Below are 15,037 nucleotides of genomic sequence, written 5' to 3'. Positions count from 1 at the left end.
CGTTCCGGTTGCGGGACTAGTCCGGCAGAAGGCCGATATGGTCGAGTTTCGCGCTGCGTGCGGCTCGTCCACCGGGAAGTCGTAGCGGCTCTTCCTCAATACCGTACCGAACCGCCATCATCAGGACATGGGTCCCAAGCATGTCCAGTCCTTCGGTGATCCGATTGCTTTCCAGAAGCTCCACGATGGCGATATGTTCAGCACTCGCATTTTTGCGCGTGGGCAGCGTGGAACGGTGCGATCGAAGTGCTGCGACCTTGCTCGACACGAGCTGGTAGGCGTTGAACAGATACGGGTTGCCGCAATTCTCCAGCGATGCATCGTGGAAATGATCATCAGCGCGGGCGGATCGATGGTTGTCGCCCGCCTCGCACGCCGCCATCATGTCTTCGGCAGCTGCCCGCATCGCCTTTAACGTTTCATCGCGACGACGCGACATGGCGAGGCGAACTGCCTCGATCTCGATCGTCTTGCGGAATTCGCACAGGTTTTCCGTGTCTTCGCGGGTCGGCAGGAAGACGAAGCTTCCCCTTTGCGGACGCACATCGATGAGGCCCTGCTGTTCAAGGGTAGCGAAGGCTTCTTTCACGGGGCTCCGACTGACGCCAAGCGTGGTCGCCAGCTTGTCTTCCGACAGTGCGTCACCCAGCTCGAGCTCGCCATCGATGATGGCTCGTCTCAGCCTCTCGGTCACCCTTGCGCCCAGCGAGGATCGTGGTTTTGCATCCATTCCTACGGTCCCTTCCTTCCCGGAGCGGATCATACGCTCCGACGCGGCATAACCGAATTCTGTACGCGCCCTCAGGGAGTGAGGCAACATTCCCTGAGGGCGCTTGTCAGGTGGAGATCTCGTCGAGGAAGCGCCGCGTGGCAGCCATTCCTATTTCGGCGCGCTGCATGAAGCTGAGCGCCGCGTCTCCTTTATGCGGGGTCTCGACGCTGATTACGACATCTGCGGGCAGGGCGGCCATCAGATCCTTCAACCACAGGCCGCCGTCGCCTGGAAACATCCGGGCAGTGCGTGCCTCGGCAATGCAACCGGCGTTGTCTGCCGGTTGCTCGGCTGGCGCGTCGCAAAGCTGGAGATACAGCGCCTGGCCCTTCGGCAGGCGCACGACATCAGCGGGGCTTCCGCCGGAGCGTGACAGGTGCAGCGCGTCTATCAGAAGGCCGACATTGTTCCGGCCCGTCGCACTCGCCAGGCGGCTTGCATCATGGATGTTGGCAGTGGAACGCCAGCGCATGAACTCGATCGCCATCTTGATGCCGTATTGCGAAGCCGCGTCGGCAATGCGGCCAAGATTGTCCACTGCACGGGAAAGATCCGGGTCCTCGCAGGTGATCTGCATGACCGGCATTGCGAATTCACCGGCAGTCTCGATCACCGGAAGCCAGGTTTTGATGTCCGTCTCCGGCAGGAGGGTGAACACCTCGCCGTCGTAGAACGAGATGCCCGTGTCCGACGCCGCGGCGTTGATTTCGCGGATCAGCTTCTGGTTTCCAACGATCGGATGGGCAAGCTCCAGCCCGTGTGGAGCAATCAGCCGCAGGCTGACGAGATCGTAACCGCAGGCGGCTGCGATCCTGACGTTCTCGACCGGAGGACAACCGAACACGGTCAGATAGGCGAGCGAAAGGGGATGTTGCTTATACATTGTGCGACCTCAATACGTCGCGCGGCCGCCGGAGACGTCGAACACGGCGCCGGTCGAGAACGAGCATTCCTCAGACGCCAGCCAGTTGACGAGCGATGCGACTTCCTCCGCTTCGCCGAGGCGACCGACAGGGATCTTCGCTGTCACATAGGCTTTGAATTCGGGTGTCAGCTGGTTCATCATTTCCGTCTCGATCGCGGCCGGAGTGACGCAGTTGACGCGGATCTGCGTCGTTGCGAGTTCCTTGCCGATCGATTTCGTCAGGCCGATAACACCCGCCTTCGAAGCGGAGTAGGCGACCGCGTTGGGATTGCCTTCCTTGCCGGCGATCGAGGCGATATTGACGATGCGGCCATAGCCGGTCTTCAGCATTTGCCGAACCGCCGATTGGCAGCAGTAGAATACCGCATCGAGATTGAGCGACATCACAAAACGCCAGCCGTCATGCGGGTAATCGACGAATTTTTCGAGCGGGCCGTTGTGACCGGCGCAGGTCACGAGAATGCCGAGCGGCCCCAGGTCCGCGACCGCTTGCACCGTAGCTTCCTCGACGGCTGCGGGGTCCATGACGTTGACCACATAACCCTTGGCGCCCGGAAGTTTGGCAGCAGCCTCTTCGACCCGTTCCTTGTTGATGTCCCATAGCGCGACCTTGTGGCCCTTGGCCGCAAGTCTTGCTGCGATCGGAAATCCGAGCCCGCCGGCCCCCCCTGTGACGATCGCAACGCGAGGTGTTTCCTGGTTCGCCATGTGTATCTCCTCCCTGGCATTACGACCCGTTTCCCAAGAGCCGCTTTCTTTTCGTTCGTTGTCATCACGCATCCGTTTGGTTGGAACCTAGCGCTTGACATTTGTAGCATACTAACATTCTAGTGGCCTACATGGGTCGCAAATGACCGGCTTGTCAAGCGCTGAGGATGCAGGGCGAGTGAATGGGAGGAGAAGACGATGGGAATGAACGGCAACGCCTTTCTGGCGATCTGGCACGACATCGAAGAGGGCGGGCATGCCGAATATATCGAATGGCATACCCGTGAACATATGCCGGAGCGCCTTTCGATCCCGGGTTTCAGGACCGGCAAGCGGCTGCATGCTCCTTCTGCCTCACGCTATGTTTTCGGCACCGTCTATTCCGGCGAGACACTGGAGACATTCCGTTCCCCCGACTACCTCGAGCGTTTGAACAACCCGACACCCTGGACGACGGCTGTTGCGCCGAGTTTCCGTAATTTTCTGCGCGTCGCCTGCGAACGCATCGCTGAAGCCGGCCATGGTGACGGTGGCAGCATGGCGACGATCCGCTTCGATCTCTCGGGCGACGATGGCGAGACCCGGCTGCGGGCAAATGCTCAGGCACTCGCGGACACGATGCTCGCGGTGCGTGGTGTCTCCTGCGTCCATATCGGTGTTTCCCGCAACGAGGTTTCGAGCGTTCGCACCAAGGAAACGGAATTGCGGTCTGAAATGAACGAGACTGTCTTCGACGTCGTCGTTCTGGTCGAGGGGTCGTCGAGCGCAGGACTGCGGGCGGCCTTGCCCGAGGTGGAGCGGCTGGCGATCGAAAGCGGCATCCTTCAAGCGCCGGTCACTGATATCTATGAGACCGCCTTCTCGCTCACCTCGGAAGATATGCGGGGCGCCGCATGACCCGGATACTTGTGACGGGAGGCGCCGGCTTTTTGGGCGGCTGGATCCTCAAGGCGTTGAAGGCCGAAGGGCATGACGTACGGATCTTCGACCGTTCGACCGACCGCCGCATATTGCGGGAAATCGCTGGCGACGAAGCGGATCACGTCGAGTGGGTTCAGGGCGATATAACCGATGGCGCTGCGGTGAAGGCCGCTGCAAAAGATTGCGCATCCATTATTCATCTCGCGGCTCTGTTGACGCCGCCCTGCAAGAGCGATCCTGTTTTAGGCGCGACGGTGAACCTGATCGGCACGCTGAACGTGTTCGAAGCAGCCAAGGCTAACGGCATTGCGCGGATCGCCTATGCCAGCAGCGCTGCCGTTTTTGGCCCCGATGACGGAACGACGCCGCATCCGGTCACGCATTACGGTGCCTTCAAGCTTGCCTGCGAAGGAAGCGCCCGCGCGTACTGGGCCGATGCGGGCATTGCCAGCATTGGCCTCCGACCGACGGTGGTCTACGGGCCAGGGCGCGAAAGCGGACTTACGGCGGGCCCAACGCTTGCCTGCCGCGAAGCGGTTCTCGGCAATGCCTACACGATCGGATATTCCGGTCCGCAGGATCTCGTTTTCGTCGCCGATGTTGCAGCAGCCTTCGCGGCTGCGGCAACACGACCGTTCGAGGGAGCGCACGCGTTTTCGGTCGGCGGTGCCTGCGAGGACGTGCCTGATGTGATCGCAGCTATCAGAGCCGAGATCCCCGGCGCAAACATTGATTTTGGCGGCCCAGCTGTGCCGATGGCGCCGGATATCAAAGCTACCGACAATCAGGCTCTGCTGGGCCCGATCCCGGTTACTCCCCTCCGGCAGGGAATATCACAGACTGTCGCCCATTACCGATCGATCGCGGGGAGGGGCTGATGACCGTCCGCAGCGACATATCGCAGGATCATGTCGGTCATGGTTTCCAGGCGTGCCTCGACCGCGTCTGCAGCCATGAGGTCGCGTCCGAACAGGACCTTCAGCGTGTGGCGATTGGAAACATAGGTAAAGCCGAGGGCGGAAATCGAGATGTAGAGATCGAGAGGGTCCACGCGTCGGAAAAGGCCCTTTGCGGCACCGATATCGAGGATCGTCGAGACCTTCGTCACGACCGAGCTGTTAAGCCCCTTCATGTCGCCGGCCGACTGCAGATGCGCTGCGCCGTGCAGGTTTTCGGTGTTGATCATTCGGACGAAGGCGGGGTTGTCGATATAATACCGGAAGGTAAAGCCGATCAGCGACTTCATCGCACCGACGGGATCTTCCGGATCGAGCACGAGCGCGTCTTCGGCACTGCGGATGCCGGTGTAAAGATGCTCCATCGCGGCAAGGTAGAGATCCTCCTTGCTGCCGAAGTAGTGGTAGACCATGGCCTTGTTGGAATTCGCGCGCTGAGCGATGCGATCGACCCGTGCGCCACCGATACCGTAGGTCGAAAATTCCGTGATTGCCGATTCCAGCAAAAAGCGTCTGCGCCTTTCCGGCGATCTTTGGCCCGGGTCAAGACTCGTATCAGTGGACATGTTTTCGGTGGTCGTCATCTCAATTCCTCGGCCTCTCGGCCCCGTTACCACAGCAGGCAACAGGGAGCAGCGGCTTAAGTGTAAGCAATCAATCCGCGAGCAGGAATAGCACGTCGATTGACATCAACCAACTGGTTGGTTAATTGAATTACGGGTATTTCCGTTTGGGTTGCGAAGAGGAGTCGCCGCCCAGGCATCAAAAGGCATCAACCCTGAGGAGGACATTTCATGCCAGGCAAATTTTCATTCCGCACACTCGCATTGACGCTGGTTGCGGGCGTCAGCATGGCGCTCGGCGCGTCAGCCGCCCATGCGCAGGCTCTTGAGAAGATCAAAAGCGCCGGCGTCATCCGGGTCGGCGTCATGGGCGAACAGGCACCATGGGGCTCGATCGACGCCAGCGGCCAGAACATCGGCTATGACGTCGATGTGGCCAAGCTGATCGGCGAGGAAATGGGCGTCAAGGTCGAGTTCGTACCGAACGCCGTCTCGGCCCGCATCCCGAACCTTCTGACCGGCAAGGTCGATCTGCAGATGGCCGTGATGGGCATGTATCCGGATCGCGCCAAGGCCGTGCAGTTCAGCAAGCCTTATGCAGGACTGAAGATCATTCTTCTGTCGAGCGCCAAGAACAAGATCACCGCGATCGAGGACGCCAAGAGCCTGCGCATCGGCGTGCCACGCGGCGCGGCACAGGACAAGGCGATCACCACCCTTCTGGGTGACGTTCCCAACATCCGCCGCTTCGACGACGACAGCTCCAACATCCAGGCTCTCGTCTCCGGCCAGGTCGATGCGATCGGTGGCAACACGACCTACAAGATCAATCTCGACCGAGCATCGCCAGGCAACGACTACGAACAGAAGCTGGTCTTCAACGAACAGTGGATGGGCGTCACCACCAAGCTGGGCGACAAGGAAATCAACGACTGGCTGAACAAGTTCATCGACAAGATCAAGGCCGACGGCCGTCTCGAAGCGATCAACAAGAAGTGGCTGGCAGCAGACGCTCTTCCGAACTTCCCGGAAAAGCTCGAAGGCATCCCCTTCACCGTACAGTAAAAGTTAGCGTCGATTCCACGACCGCATGACGAAACGGGGCGCGCAGCCGCGATTGGAAAAGCGCGCCCCGATCTGCAGCAAAAGGCATGGACATGCGCACGATCTTTATCTTGAACGGACCCAATCTTAATCTTCTCGGTCAGCGCGAGCCGGATATCTACGGCCGCACGACGCTCGACGAAATTCGTGGCTGGCTGGAAACGGACGCTGCCGAACTCGGCGTCGCGATCGATTTCCGTCAGTCGAATTTCGAAGGCGAGATCATCGAATCCATTCATGCGGCGCGCCATGATGCCGCCGGCATCATCATCAATCCGGCGGCCTATACGTTCACGTCGATCGCTATCCTTGATGCGCTGAAGACCTTCGACAAGCCGAAGATCGAGCTGCACATTTCCAACGTGCATCAGCGCGAGGAAATCTATCACAAGTCGCTCGTCTCCAAGACGGCGACGGCAGTCATGGCAGGCTTCGGCGCCTATGGCTATCGCCTCGCCCTGCGGGCCATGGCGGAGATGACGCAATGACCCGCATCGGTCTGATGGGTGCCGGGCTGATCGGCCGCGAACATGCCGACCTCCTGGTGTCCAACCGCCGCGCCGAAATCGCTGCGATCTGCGATCCGTCGCCTGCTGCAGCCGAACTCGCCGCGCGCCTCTCCGTCCCGTACTTCACCGACTACGACACCATGCTCGATGAGGCCAAGCCCGACGGCGCCATCATCGCGCTGCCGAAAAATCTTCATACACCGGCCGCTCTCGCCTGCATCGAGCGCGGCGTTCCCTGCATGATCGAGAAGCCGATCGCCGAAAGCATTGTCTCGGCTGCCCGCATCGTCGAGACGTCTGAGCGAAGCGGCGTAGCCGTCCTTGTGGGTCATCAGCGCCGCCACAGCCCCGATATCCGTTCCGCCAAACGCGCCATCGACGCCGGAGAGCTCGGGCCCTTGGTCGCCGTCAGCGGCATGACCCTGTTCGACAAGCCGGACGACTATTTCAACACCGAATGGCGTCGCAAGCGCGGCGGCGGCGTGTTGTTGATAAACCTCATCCACGATATCGACGTCCTGCGCTATCTGGTCGGCGAGATTGAAAGCATCCGCGCCTTCACGTCCTCGGCCCGCCGCGGCTTTGAGGTCGAAGACACGGCAAGCATTTCGATCCGCTTCGTCAACGGCGTGCTCGGCACGTTCCTGATCTCGGACGCAGCCGTCAGCCCCTGGGCCTGGGAATATACGTCCGGGCAGGCGCTTTATCATCCGGCACAGCCCGGTCCCTGCCTTTTCCTCGCCGGACGAAAGGCAGCACTGTCTGTCTCCGACATGTATTTGTGGCGGCACGCGGAGGAAAACGACCACTGGCAGCATCCGCTGGTTCGCGAATACCGCCCCGGCGATGGCTCGCTGACCTATGTCAACCAGCTTGATCACTTCGTCGATGTGATCCGTGGCGATGCACAGCCGCTGATCAGCGCGCGCGACGGCATGTCGACGCTTGCCGCGACGCTTGCGGTCGATCTCGCCGGACGCGAGGATCGCACGGTGACGCTCGCTGAAATGCTTGCACCGGCAAAGGTGGCGGCATGAAACGTAAGTGGTCCCTCTCTTTCCTGACCGGACTCGGCGTTGCACCGGAAGAAGCGGTGCGTGCGGCGGCTGAGGCCGGATACGACTATCTCGGTCTGCGCCTGATGCCGGCCTTTCCGGGTGGCCTTGCCTACCCGCTGATGGATGACCCGGCGCGGGTGAAATCCCTGATCAGCCTGATGGCCGACAGCGGCGTCGCAGTGTTCGATGTCGAGATGATCCGGATTTCGCCGGATTTCGATCCGGAACCGCTGCTGCCGTTTCTTGAATGTGCCGGACAGCTTGGCGCCCGCGCCATTCTTGTCGCCGGCGATGATGCCGATGAAGGGCGTCTGACGTCTTCGTTTGTCAAACTGTGCGAGGCGGCACATCCGTTCGGCCTGTCGATGGACCTGGAGTTCATGCCGCAATCCGAGCTGCGGGATCTCGCAGCCGCCACCCGCGTCCTGAGTGCTGCCGACCAGCCGAACCAGGGCGTGATCATCGATACGCTGCATGTCTCGCGGGCCCGCACGACAATTGAAGAGATCACTGCTGTGCCGCGCAAGTGGCTGAATTACGCGCAGATCTGCGATGCTCCGGCCAAAATCCCGGATACGCGGGAAGAACTGAACTACACAGCCCGCCATGCGCGGCTTCTGCCGGGCGAGGGGGAACTCGACCTTGCTGGCATGGTTGCTGCCATGCCGGCCGATCTGCCGGTTGCCGTGGAAATCCCCAACGACGAGCAGTCCGCTGGCCTTTCCGCCGCCGAATGGGCGAAGCGAACGCTGATCGCGTCGCGCAGAATTCTCGAACCTGAATCCGAAGAGGGCCAATGACCGGCTTGCAAATAAAGACCATCCAGGGCGTGGAGATCCCGAGCCTCGGCTTCGGTACATTCGAACTGAAGGGACCGGAAGGCGAGGCGGCGATCCGTACCGCCATCGAACTCGGTTACCGCCAGATCGATACCGCGATACGCTATGGAAACGAAGTCGAAGTCGGCAACGCAATCCGCGAGAGCGGCGTGGCACGGGGAGAGCTCTTCGTCACAACCAAGATCTGGTTCAACGATCTCGATCCGGAAACGGTCGCGGCCCGCGTTGATGAGAGCCTGGAACGGCTGGGTTTCGACTATGTCGATCTGCTCCTCGTTCACTGGCCAACCAAGGACGTGCCCCTTGGCGAAACGCTCGACGCATTCGCGCAGGCAAAATCCGAGGGTACGACAAGGCTGATCGGTGTCAGCAATTTCACCGTGGCATTGCTTGACGAGGCGCTCGACGTCCACAAGGCAGAGCTGTTTTGCAATCAGGTCGAATACCATCCCTTCCTGTCGCAGGAAAAACTGCTCGAGCGCATGCGCCGGGCCGACATGCTGCTCAATGCCTATCAGCCGATTGCCCGCGGCAAGGTGTTCAGCTCCAAGCTGCTGACGGAGGTCGGGAAGAAATACGGCAAATCGGCGGGTCAGATCGCGTTGCGCTGGCATGTCCAGCAAGACCATGTCGGTGCCATTCCGCGCTCCGCGAAGGCCGAAAACATCCGGTCCAACATGGACATTTTCGATTTTGAACTGTCGTCGGAAGACATGGCTGCCATTCATGCGCTGGCGCGTGGCGAGCGCTATTCCCGTTTCGAGTGGGAACCCGATTGGGACTGAGACGCGGCGATGGTGAAGGCAATGAGGGAGGTAGAACATGACACTTGATTTCAGCGTCGTCACGGATGCTTGGCAATCGCTGGTCTACGGCACGTTGGGAACCCTGTTCCTGGCCGTGGCCGGCATGATAATCGCAACCATCATCGGCGTGCTGGGCGTGGCGATCCTCAGAACGAACATGGTCATCCCGTCCTTTCTCGTCACAGCTTTCGTCGAGGTGATCCGCAACACGCCTTTCCTCGTGCAGATCTACTTCATCTTCTTTGCGCTGCCTCTCGCCGGCGTCCGGCTCAATCCGACCATGACCGCTGTTCTGGCGCTGGGGTTGAACGGTGGCGCCTATGCGATCGAGATTATTCGCGGTGGTGTGGAAAGCATTCCCAAGGGACAGACCGAAGCCGGGCTGGCGCTGGGTCTCCACAATCACGAAGTCTTCCGGATGATCGTGCTGAAGCCGGCGCTGCGGGCCATCTATCCCTCGCTGTCGAGCCAGTTCATCCTGCTGACGCTGACGACGGCGATCTGCACTTCGATCTCGGCCTACGAACTGACATCGGTGGGTCAGCGTATCGAGGCTGAAACCTTCCGCAGTTTCGAGACCTATTTCACCCTGACCGGCATCTACCTCGTCATTTCGATGGTGACCATGTGGACGCTTGCCGCCATCGGCCGGCGTGCCTTCAACTATCCGCAGCGCTGAGGAGGACCAGGATATGGGATACCAAGAACTGACCTACCTGCTGCAAGGCCTCGGCTGGACACTTGTCCTGACCGCCATGGCCTTTGTCGGCGGCATCATCTCGGGCGTCATCGTGGCGCTGATGCGGGTGTCGAGGATCGCCTTGGTCCGTTATATCGCAATCGGCTGGATCGGGCTCTTCCAAGGCACGCCGCTTCTGATGCAGCTCTTCGTCGCCTATTTCGGCCTACCGCTTCTGGGCTTCGATCTGCCCGGTTGGGCCGCCGTCGGCATCGCGCTGACCGCGCATGCTTCGGCATTTCTCGGCGAAATTTGGCGCGGCGCGATCGAGGCCGTGCCGAAGGGCCAGACCGAAGCCGCCGATGCGCTCGGCCTGCACACCCGCAGCCTGATGTTCGACGTCATCATGCCGCAGGCGTTCAAGCTGTCGCTGCCGGCAACCGTCGGCTTCCTGGTCCAGCTTCTGAAAGGCACGTCGCTGGCTGCCATCGTCGGCTTCATCGAGCTGACGCGTGCAGGTTCGATCGTCTCCAACCAGATCTACCAGCCGCTTCTCGTGTTCGGCGTCGTCGGCGCCATGTATTTCGCAATGTGTTGGCCGCTGTCCCTGTGGGGACGACGCATCGAGCGGCGTATGTCCGCCGGTTTGGCAAGATAGAATAGGGAAAATGACCATGGCAATTGTGACCAACACCAACGCCCAGCCGACCGGCAAAGAGCCGATGATCATGATGCGCGACGTGGAGAAGTGGTACGGCGCATTCTACGCCCTCAAGAAAGTCAACCTGACGGTGGCGAAGGGTGAGAAGATTGTTCTCTGCGGTCCGTCGGGATCGGGCAAGTCGACGCTGATCCGCTGTATCAACCGGCTGGAAGCAAGCCAGGGTGGCAAGATCGTCGTATCGGGCCATACCGTGAAGGATGACCAGAAGGCGATCGATGCGGTGCGCCGCGAAGTCGGGATGGTCTTCCAGCAATTCAACCTGTTTCCGCACAAGACGGTGCTCGAAAACTGCATTCTCGCGCCCATGCGCGTGCGCAAACTGTCGCGTCCCGAGGCGGAAAAGACGGCCCGCAAATATCTGGAACGGGTCCGCATCGGCGATCAGGCGGACAAATACCCGGCCCAGCTTTCCGGCGGCCAGCAGCAGCGCGTCGCGATTGCCCGCGCTCTCTGCATGGAACCCAAGGCAATGCTGTTTGACGAACCAACCTCGGCTCTTGACCCTGAAATGGTCAAGGAAGTGCTCGATACGATGGTGTCGCTCGCCCGCGACGGCATGACGATGATCTGCGTGACGCATGAAATGGGTTTCGCCCGCCAGGTCGCCGACCGCGTCATCTTCATGGCCGACGGCGAGATCGTCGAGGAAAATGATCCCGAAAGTTTCTTCAGCGCTCCGGCTCATCCCCGTACCCGGGCATTCCTGGGCGAGATCCTGTCGCATCATTAATCGTGAAGAGTAAAGTGGGCGCCCGCGAGGCACACCGTAAACGAGGCTGAAGCAAACGAGGGCAAGTCATGAAGACGTCCATAGCGACCGTATCGATCAGCGGCGAACTCCCGGAAAAACTTGCAGCGATCGCGCAGGCGGGGTTCAGTGGTGTCGAGATCTTCGAAAACGACTTCCTGGCCTTCGACGGTACGCCTGCCGATGTCGGCCGCATGGTGCGCGATCACGGCCTTGAGATTACCCTGTTCCAGCCGTTCCGTGATTTCGAGGGCATGCCGGAACCGCACCGCTCGCGCCTGTTCGACCGGGCGGAACGCAAGTTCGACATCATGCAGGAACTGGGCACCGATCTGGTTCTCGTCTGCTCGAACGTGTCGCCGCTCGCGCTCGGCGGTATCGACCGGGCGGTGGCGGATTTTCACGAACTGGGCGAACGTGCTGCCAAGCGTGGTCTCAAAGTCGGTTACGAGGCGCTCGCCTGGGGCAAACACATTTCCGATCATCGCGATGCCTGGGAGGTCGTGCGGCGCACCAACCACCCGAATATCGGCATCATCCTCGACAGCTTCCACACTCTGTCGCGGCAGATCGACATCAATTCGATCCGCTCCATCCCGAAGGAAAAGATCTTCATCGTGCAGCTGGCCGATGCGCCGTTGATCGATATGGATCTGCTTTACTGGAGCCGGCACTTCCGCAACATGCCGGGCGAGGGGGATCTGCAGGTCGAAGCGTTTACCAGCGCCGTCGCTGAAACCGGCTATGACGGCTATTTCTCGCTGGAGATCTTCAACGACCAGTTCCGCGGCGGCTCGGCAAAAGCGATTGCCGCAGATGGTCACCGATCACTGATCACGCTTGGAGATCGGGTGCGACGCAATCCGAATGCTTCGGGCCTGACCCTCCCGGTCATGCCGGACCGCAGCGCCGTGCAAGGGGTCGGTTTCGTTGAGTTTTCGGCAAGCGAGGCGGACGCGGGAGAACTGGCCGGCATCCTGCGCACGCTCGGTTTTTCGAAGTCCGCACAACACCGCAGCAAAAAAGTCAGCGTGTTCTCGCAGGGCAATATCAAACTGCTGCTGAATACGGACGAGATGGGGTTTGCCAGCGCATCCTACGCCGTCCACGGGACGTCGGCCTACGCAATGGCGTTGAAGGTGGACGACGCACACGATGCGATGGATCGTGCGGTGGCATTGGGCGCCGAAGTGTTCAATCAACCGGTCGAAACCGGCGAGGTAACAATCCCCTCTATCCGTGGTGTCGGCGGCGGGCTGATCTACCTGCTCGACGACAAGACAGATCTTTCCAGAATTTGGGATATCGATTTCGCCCCAGTCGATGATGAGCATAAGAAGCAGGATGCCCACCTCCTGAGCGTCGATCATATCGCCCAGACGGTAGCGTATGAGGAGATGCTCACCTGGGTGCTTTTCTACACCTCGATCTTCGAGATGCAGAAGACGCCGATGGTCGATATCATCGACCCATCGGGCGTGGTGCGCAGCCAGGTTGTCGAAGCGCCGCAAGGCTACCTTCGCATTACCCTCAATGGTGCGGAAAACCGGCGAACGCTTGCTGGGCATTTTATTGCGGAGACATTCGGGTCCGGCATCCAGCATCTGGCATTCGAAACTGCGGATATCTTTGCGACGGCCGCAGCCTTGAAGGCGAACGGCTTCCGGCCCTTGCCGATCTCGCCGAACTATTATGGCGATGTGGAAACCCGCTTTGGTCTCGATCCCGACCTGACGGAGAGGCTGAAGGCGGAGAACATTCTCTACGACCGCGACGAGAACGGCGAGTATTTCCAGCTCTATAGCGGCACGTTCGGTGAGGGCTTCTTCTTCGAGATCGTTGAGCGGCGCGATTATCGTGGTTATGGCGCAGCAAACGCGATCTTCCGTATCGCGGCCCTGAAGAAGCAGATCAGGCCGGAAGGTGTGCCACGGCTTTAGGCGTCGCGGGAGGCTTTGGTGATGAGGGGCCGGCCGGGTGGGCCGGCCCCTCATGCGTTTTTGGCTTAGCCGAACAGAACCAGGCTGCTTTTCAGCGTGACCCAGATGCCCCAGATCATGGGGATGCCGACGACGGCCCAGGCGAGAGCGGCCTGAGCGGAGAAGCCGCCCTTGCCGATGCCGAACGAGCCGGTCGGGCCGGCATTTGCAGCCGCAGTCTTTGCCTGCAGCGAGGCAACCTCGTCGTCCGACATGAACCACTTGTCGGCAAGCGGCCGCACGAGCGAGTTGGCGATAAGGCCAAGAACGAGCATGCCTGCAAGGATATACATCGTTCCGGTGTAGAGAGCCGGTCCCGGCGCAACGCCGGCAGCAATCTGCGCTTCACGGATGTAGTTCACCACGACCGGACCGACGATGCCGGCAGTCGCCCAGGCAGTCAGAAGACGACCATGGATCGCGCCGACGAACTGGGTTCCGAAGATATCGGCAAGATAGGCCGGGATGGTTGCGAAGCCGCCGCCATACATGGAAAGGATGATGCCGAATGCCAGAACGAACAGACCCTTGTTGCCGAGGTTGGCAAGTGTCGGTGCGGTGGCATAGAGGATGATGCCGAGGATGAAGAACGTATAGTAGGTGTTCTTGCGGCCGAGCTTGTCGGAGAGCGAGGCCCAGACAAAGCGTCCGCCAATGTTGAAGAGCGACAGAAGGCCGGTGAAGCCTGCAGCGATTGCTGCGATCTGTGCCTTCTGTCCAGCGTCGAGCTGCGCGAACGCGACGTCCGGCAGACCGATCAGCGAACCGGCGAAGATTTCCTGCAGCATCGGCGATGCCATGCCGATAACGCCGATACCAGCTGAGACGTTCAGGCAAAGCACGGCCCAGATCAGCCAGAACTGCTTTGTCTTGTGGGCGTCACGCAGGTGAACGTGTTTCGTGGTGATCATCGTCGACTTGGAAGCCGGCGGTGTCCAGCCTTCAGGACGCCATCCTGCAGGCGGGATGCGGTAGCCGAAGGCGCCGCCCATCATGAAGCAGAAATAGATCGCAGCCATGGCGATGAAAGTCTGCCACACACCGACAGACACGTCGGTCTTGAAGAAGTTCATCAGAAGGTTTGCGAGCGGAGCGCCAATCATTGCGCCGCCGCCGAAGCCCATGATCGCCATGCCTGTCGCCATGCCGCGACGGTCCGGGAACCACTTGATCAGCGTTGACACCGGCGAGATATAGCCGAGACCGAGACCGATGCCGCCGATAACGCCGGCGCCGACCCACATCATCCACAGCTGATGGGTCATGACGCCCATGGCTGCGACGAGAATGCCACCGCACCAGCAGCAGGCGGAGACGAAACCAGCCTTGCGTGGACCGACCTTTTCAAGCCAGCCGCCCCAAATGGCAGCCGAGCAGCCCAGCAACACGAAGAACAGCGTGTAGATCCAGCCGAGATCGGCAACGCGCCAGTTGCAGCTTGTTGTAACCAGGGCCGTCAGCAGGCTCATTCCGGTGCATGACGGGTCGGCTGCACCTGGAATGGCGCGCGAAAGCGGCAGCCAGAAGACGCTGAAGCCGTAGGCCATGCCGATGCAAAGGTGGATAGCGAGGGCTGCCGGCGGCACAAGCCAACGGTTGAAGCCCGGTTTTGCGATAATACGTTCCTTCTCCAGGAGACCGGCGCTTTCGGCGCGGCCTCCTGCTGTTCCTGCAATTGCCATAAAAGAAGATCCCTCTCTGAGTAATGGCTTTCAACGTGAGCTCACCACCGCCCTCCAGCTGAAG

16 protein-coding genes are annotated in these 15,037 nt (G+C 60.4%); 11 read left to right on the top strand and 5 right to left on the bottom strand.

Annotated elements, in window-relative coordinates; all coding sequences use genetic code 11:
• Window positions 1–16: 16 nt before the first annotated feature.
• From ACQY1J_RS03120 to ACQY1J_RS03110, 3 genes are all read right to left on the bottom strand, one after another.
• Window positions 17–730 carry a GntR family transcriptional regulator gene (locus ACQY1J_RS03120; protein WP_062576427.1) on the bottom strand — a complete coding sequence of 238 codons (714 nt, stop codon included), beginning with the start codon at window positions 728–730 and terminating at the stop codon, window positions 17–19.
• Window positions 731–836: 106 nt separating this feature from the next.
• On the bottom strand, window positions 837–1,655 hold the full coding sequence (locus ACQY1J_RS03115; RefSeq protein ID WP_062576425.1) for a sugar phosphate isomerase/epimerase family protein: 819 nt from the start codon (window positions 1,653–1,655) through the stop codon (window positions 837–839).
• A gap of 9 nt (window positions 1,656–1,664) precedes the next feature.
• The gene (locus tag ACQY1J_RS03110; RefSeq protein ID WP_062459017.1) at window positions 1,665–2,405 is read right to left on the bottom strand and encodes an SDR family NAD(P)-dependent oxidoreductase; all 741 of its coding nucleotides are present in this window, start codon (window positions 2,403–2,405) and stop codon (window positions 1,665–1,667) included.
• Between the two features lie 198 nt (window positions 2,406–2,603).
• On the opposite strand from ACQY1J_RS03110, the gene ACQY1J_RS03105 reads away from it, so the two are divergent.
• Window positions 2,604–3,302: a hypothetical protein gene (locus ACQY1J_RS03105; protein WP_430249334.1), complete on the top strand. Its 699-nt coding sequence runs from the start codon at window positions 2,604–2,606 to the stop codon at window positions 3,300–3,302.
• The gene (locus ACQY1J_RS03100; protein WP_092664186.1) at window positions 3,299–4,204 is read left to right on the top strand and encodes an NAD-dependent epimerase/dehydratase family protein; all 906 of its coding nucleotides are present in this window, start codon (window positions 3,299–3,301) and stop codon (window positions 4,202–4,204) included. Before ACQY1J_RS03105 ends, ACQY1J_RS03100 begins: the two co-directional genes overlap by 4 nt.
• On the opposite strand, the gene ACQY1J_RS03095 is transcribed toward ACQY1J_RS03100, so the two are convergent.
• On the bottom strand, window positions 4,177–4,788 hold the full coding sequence (locus tag ACQY1J_RS03095) for a TetR family transcriptional regulator (RefSeq protein ID WP_430249333.1): 612 nt from the start codon (window positions 4,786–4,788) through the stop codon (window positions 4,177–4,179). The two genes, ACQY1J_RS03100 and ACQY1J_RS03095, sit on opposite strands and share 28 nt — an antisense overlap.
• Window positions 4,789–5,076: 288 nt before the next feature.
• Here ACQY1J_RS03095 and ACQY1J_RS03090 point away from each other — a divergent pair, with 288 nt between their 5' ends.
• From ACQY1J_RS03090 to ACQY1J_RS03050, 9 genes are all read left to right on the top strand, one after another.
• Window positions 5,077–5,910, top strand: a complete 834-nt coding sequence (locus ACQY1J_RS03090) for a transporter substrate-binding domain-containing protein (protein ID WP_082471667.1) — start codon at window positions 5,077–5,079, stop codon at window positions 5,908–5,910.
• A gap of 86 nt (window positions 5,911–5,996) precedes the next feature.
• On the top strand, window positions 5,997–6,437 hold the full coding sequence (gene aroQ / locus ACQY1J_RS03085; protein WP_244508889.1) for a type II 3-dehydroquinate dehydratase: 441 nt from the start codon (window positions 5,997–5,999) through the stop codon (window positions 6,435–6,437).
• Window positions 6,434–7,495, top strand: coding sequence for a Gfo/Idh/MocA family protein (locus ACQY1J_RS03080; RefSeq protein ID WP_430249331.1), 1,062 nt, complete (start codon window positions 6,434–6,436; stop codon window positions 7,493–7,495). The genes aroQ and ACQY1J_RS03080 overlap by 4 nt, the downstream gene beginning before the upstream one ends.
• Window positions 7,492–8,316 (top strand): sugar phosphate isomerase/epimerase family protein, encoded by an 825-nt coding sequence (locus ACQY1J_RS03075; RefSeq protein WP_430249330.1) that lies wholly within the window; start codon window positions 7,492–7,494, stop codon window positions 8,314–8,316. The genes ACQY1J_RS03080 and ACQY1J_RS03075 overlap by 4 nt, the downstream gene beginning before the upstream one ends.
• Complete coding sequence (locus ACQY1J_RS03070; protein WP_430249329.1) at window positions 8,313–9,140, top strand: aldo/keto reductase; 828 nt, start codon at window positions 8,313–8,315, stop codon at window positions 9,138–9,140. The genes ACQY1J_RS03075 and ACQY1J_RS03070 overlap by 4 nt, the downstream gene beginning before the upstream one ends.
• A 37-nt stretch (window positions 9,141–9,177) precedes the next feature.
• Window positions 9,178–9,840, top strand: a complete 663-nt coding sequence (locus ACQY1J_RS03065) for an amino acid ABC transporter permease (protein WP_113165135.1) — start codon at window positions 9,178–9,180, stop codon at window positions 9,838–9,840.
• Window positions 9,841–9,853: 13 nt separating this feature from the next.
• Window positions 9,854–10,498, top strand: coding sequence for an amino acid ABC transporter permease (locus tag ACQY1J_RS03060; RefSeq protein ID WP_062459043.1), 645 nt, complete (start codon window positions 9,854–9,856; stop codon window positions 10,496–10,498).
• 73 nt (window positions 10,499–10,571) lie between these two features.
• A complete protein-coding gene (locus ACQY1J_RS03055) occupies window positions 10,572–11,294 on the top strand; it encodes an amino acid ABC transporter ATP-binding protein (protein WP_430250009.1) in 723 nt (240 codons plus the stop codon).
• 68 nt (window positions 11,295–11,362) lie between these two features.
• Window positions 11,363–13,252: a bifunctional sugar phosphate isomerase/epimerase/4-hydroxyphenylpyruvate dioxygenase family protein gene (locus ACQY1J_RS03050; RefSeq protein WP_430249328.1), complete on the top strand. Its 1,890-nt coding sequence runs from the start codon at window positions 11,363–11,365 to the stop codon at window positions 13,250–13,252.
• A gap of 65 nt (window positions 13,253–13,317) precedes the next feature.
• On the opposite strand, the gene ACQY1J_RS03045 is transcribed toward ACQY1J_RS03050, so the two are convergent.
• Window positions 13,318–14,973 (bottom strand): OFA family MFS transporter, encoded by a 1,656-nt coding sequence (locus ACQY1J_RS03045; RefSeq protein WP_113110030.1) that lies wholly within the window; start codon window positions 14,971–14,973, stop codon window positions 13,318–13,320.
• Window positions 14,974–15,037: the final 64 nt, after the last annotated feature.

Source organism: Neorhizobium sp. DAR64860/K0K1, from assembly GCF_050500205.1.
GTDB classification, from domain to species: Bacteria; Pseudomonadota; Alphaproteobacteria; order Rhizobiales; family Rhizobiaceae; genus Neorhizobium; species Neorhizobium soli.
Note: the sequence above shows the minus strand (reverse complement) of the source record. Positions and strands in the feature narration are given on the sequence as shown.

What these genes read in the sequence shown, in the direction of transcription:
- ACQY1J_RS03120 (WP_062576427.1), bottom strand. Translation starts at nt 730, where the DNA reads ATGGATGCAAAACCACGATCCTCGCTGGGCGCAAGGGTGACCGAGAGG.
- ACQY1J_RS03060 (WP_062459043.1), top strand. Translation starts at nt 9,854, where the DNA reads ATGGGATACCAAGAACTGACCTACCTGCTGCAAGGCCTCGGCTGGACA.
- ACQY1J_RS03055 (WP_430250009.1), top strand. Translation starts at nt 10,572, where the DNA reads ATGCGCGACGTGGAGAAGTGGTACGGCGCATTCTACGCCCTCAAGAAA.
- aroQ (WP_244508889.1), top strand. Translation starts at nt 5,997, where the DNA reads ATGGACATGCGCACGATCTTTATCTTGAACGGACCCAATCTTAATCTT.
- ACQY1J_RS03045 (WP_113110030.1), bottom strand. Translation starts at nt 14,973, where the DNA reads ATGGCAATTGCAGGAACAGCAGGAGGCCGCGCCGAAAGCGCCGGTCTC.
- ACQY1J_RS03050 (WP_430249328.1), top strand. Translation starts at nt 11,363, where the DNA reads ATGAAGACGTCCATAGCGACCGTATCGATCAGCGGCGAACTCCCGGAA.
- ACQY1J_RS03070 (WP_430249329.1), top strand. Translation starts at nt 8,313, where the DNA reads ATGACCGGCTTGCAAATAAAGACCATCCAGGGCGTGGAGATCCCGAGC.
- ACQY1J_RS03100 (WP_092664186.1), top strand. Translation starts at nt 3,299, where the DNA reads ATGACCCGGATACTTGTGACGGGAGGCGCCGGCTTTTTGGGCGGCTGG.
- ACQY1J_RS03115 (WP_062576425.1), bottom strand. Translation starts at nt 1,655, where the DNA reads ATGTATAAGCAACATCCCCTTTCGCTCGCCTATCTGACCGTGTTCGGT.
- ACQY1J_RS03075 (WP_430249330.1), top strand. Translation starts at nt 7,492, where the DNA reads ATGAAACGTAAGTGGTCCCTCTCTTTCCTGACCGGACTCGGCGTTGCA.
- ACQY1J_RS03090 (WP_082471667.1), top strand. Translation starts at nt 5,077, where the DNA reads ATGCCAGGCAAATTTTCATTCCGCACACTCGCATTGACGCTGGTTGCG.
- ACQY1J_RS03110 (WP_062459017.1), bottom strand. Translation starts at nt 2,405, where the DNA reads ATGGCGAACCAGGAAACACCTCGCGTTGCGATCGTCACAGGGGGGGCC.
- ACQY1J_RS03065 (WP_113165135.1), top strand. Translation starts at nt 9,178, where the DNA reads ATGACACTTGATTTCAGCGTCGTCACGGATGCTTGGCAATCGCTGGTC.
- ACQY1J_RS03080 (WP_430249331.1), top strand. Translation starts at nt 6,434, where the DNA reads ATGACCCGCATCGGTCTGATGGGTGCCGGGCTGATCGGCCGCGAACAT.
- ACQY1J_RS03105 (WP_430249334.1), top strand. Translation starts at nt 2,604, where the DNA reads ATGGGAATGAACGGCAACGCCTTTCTGGCGATCTGGCACGACATCGAA.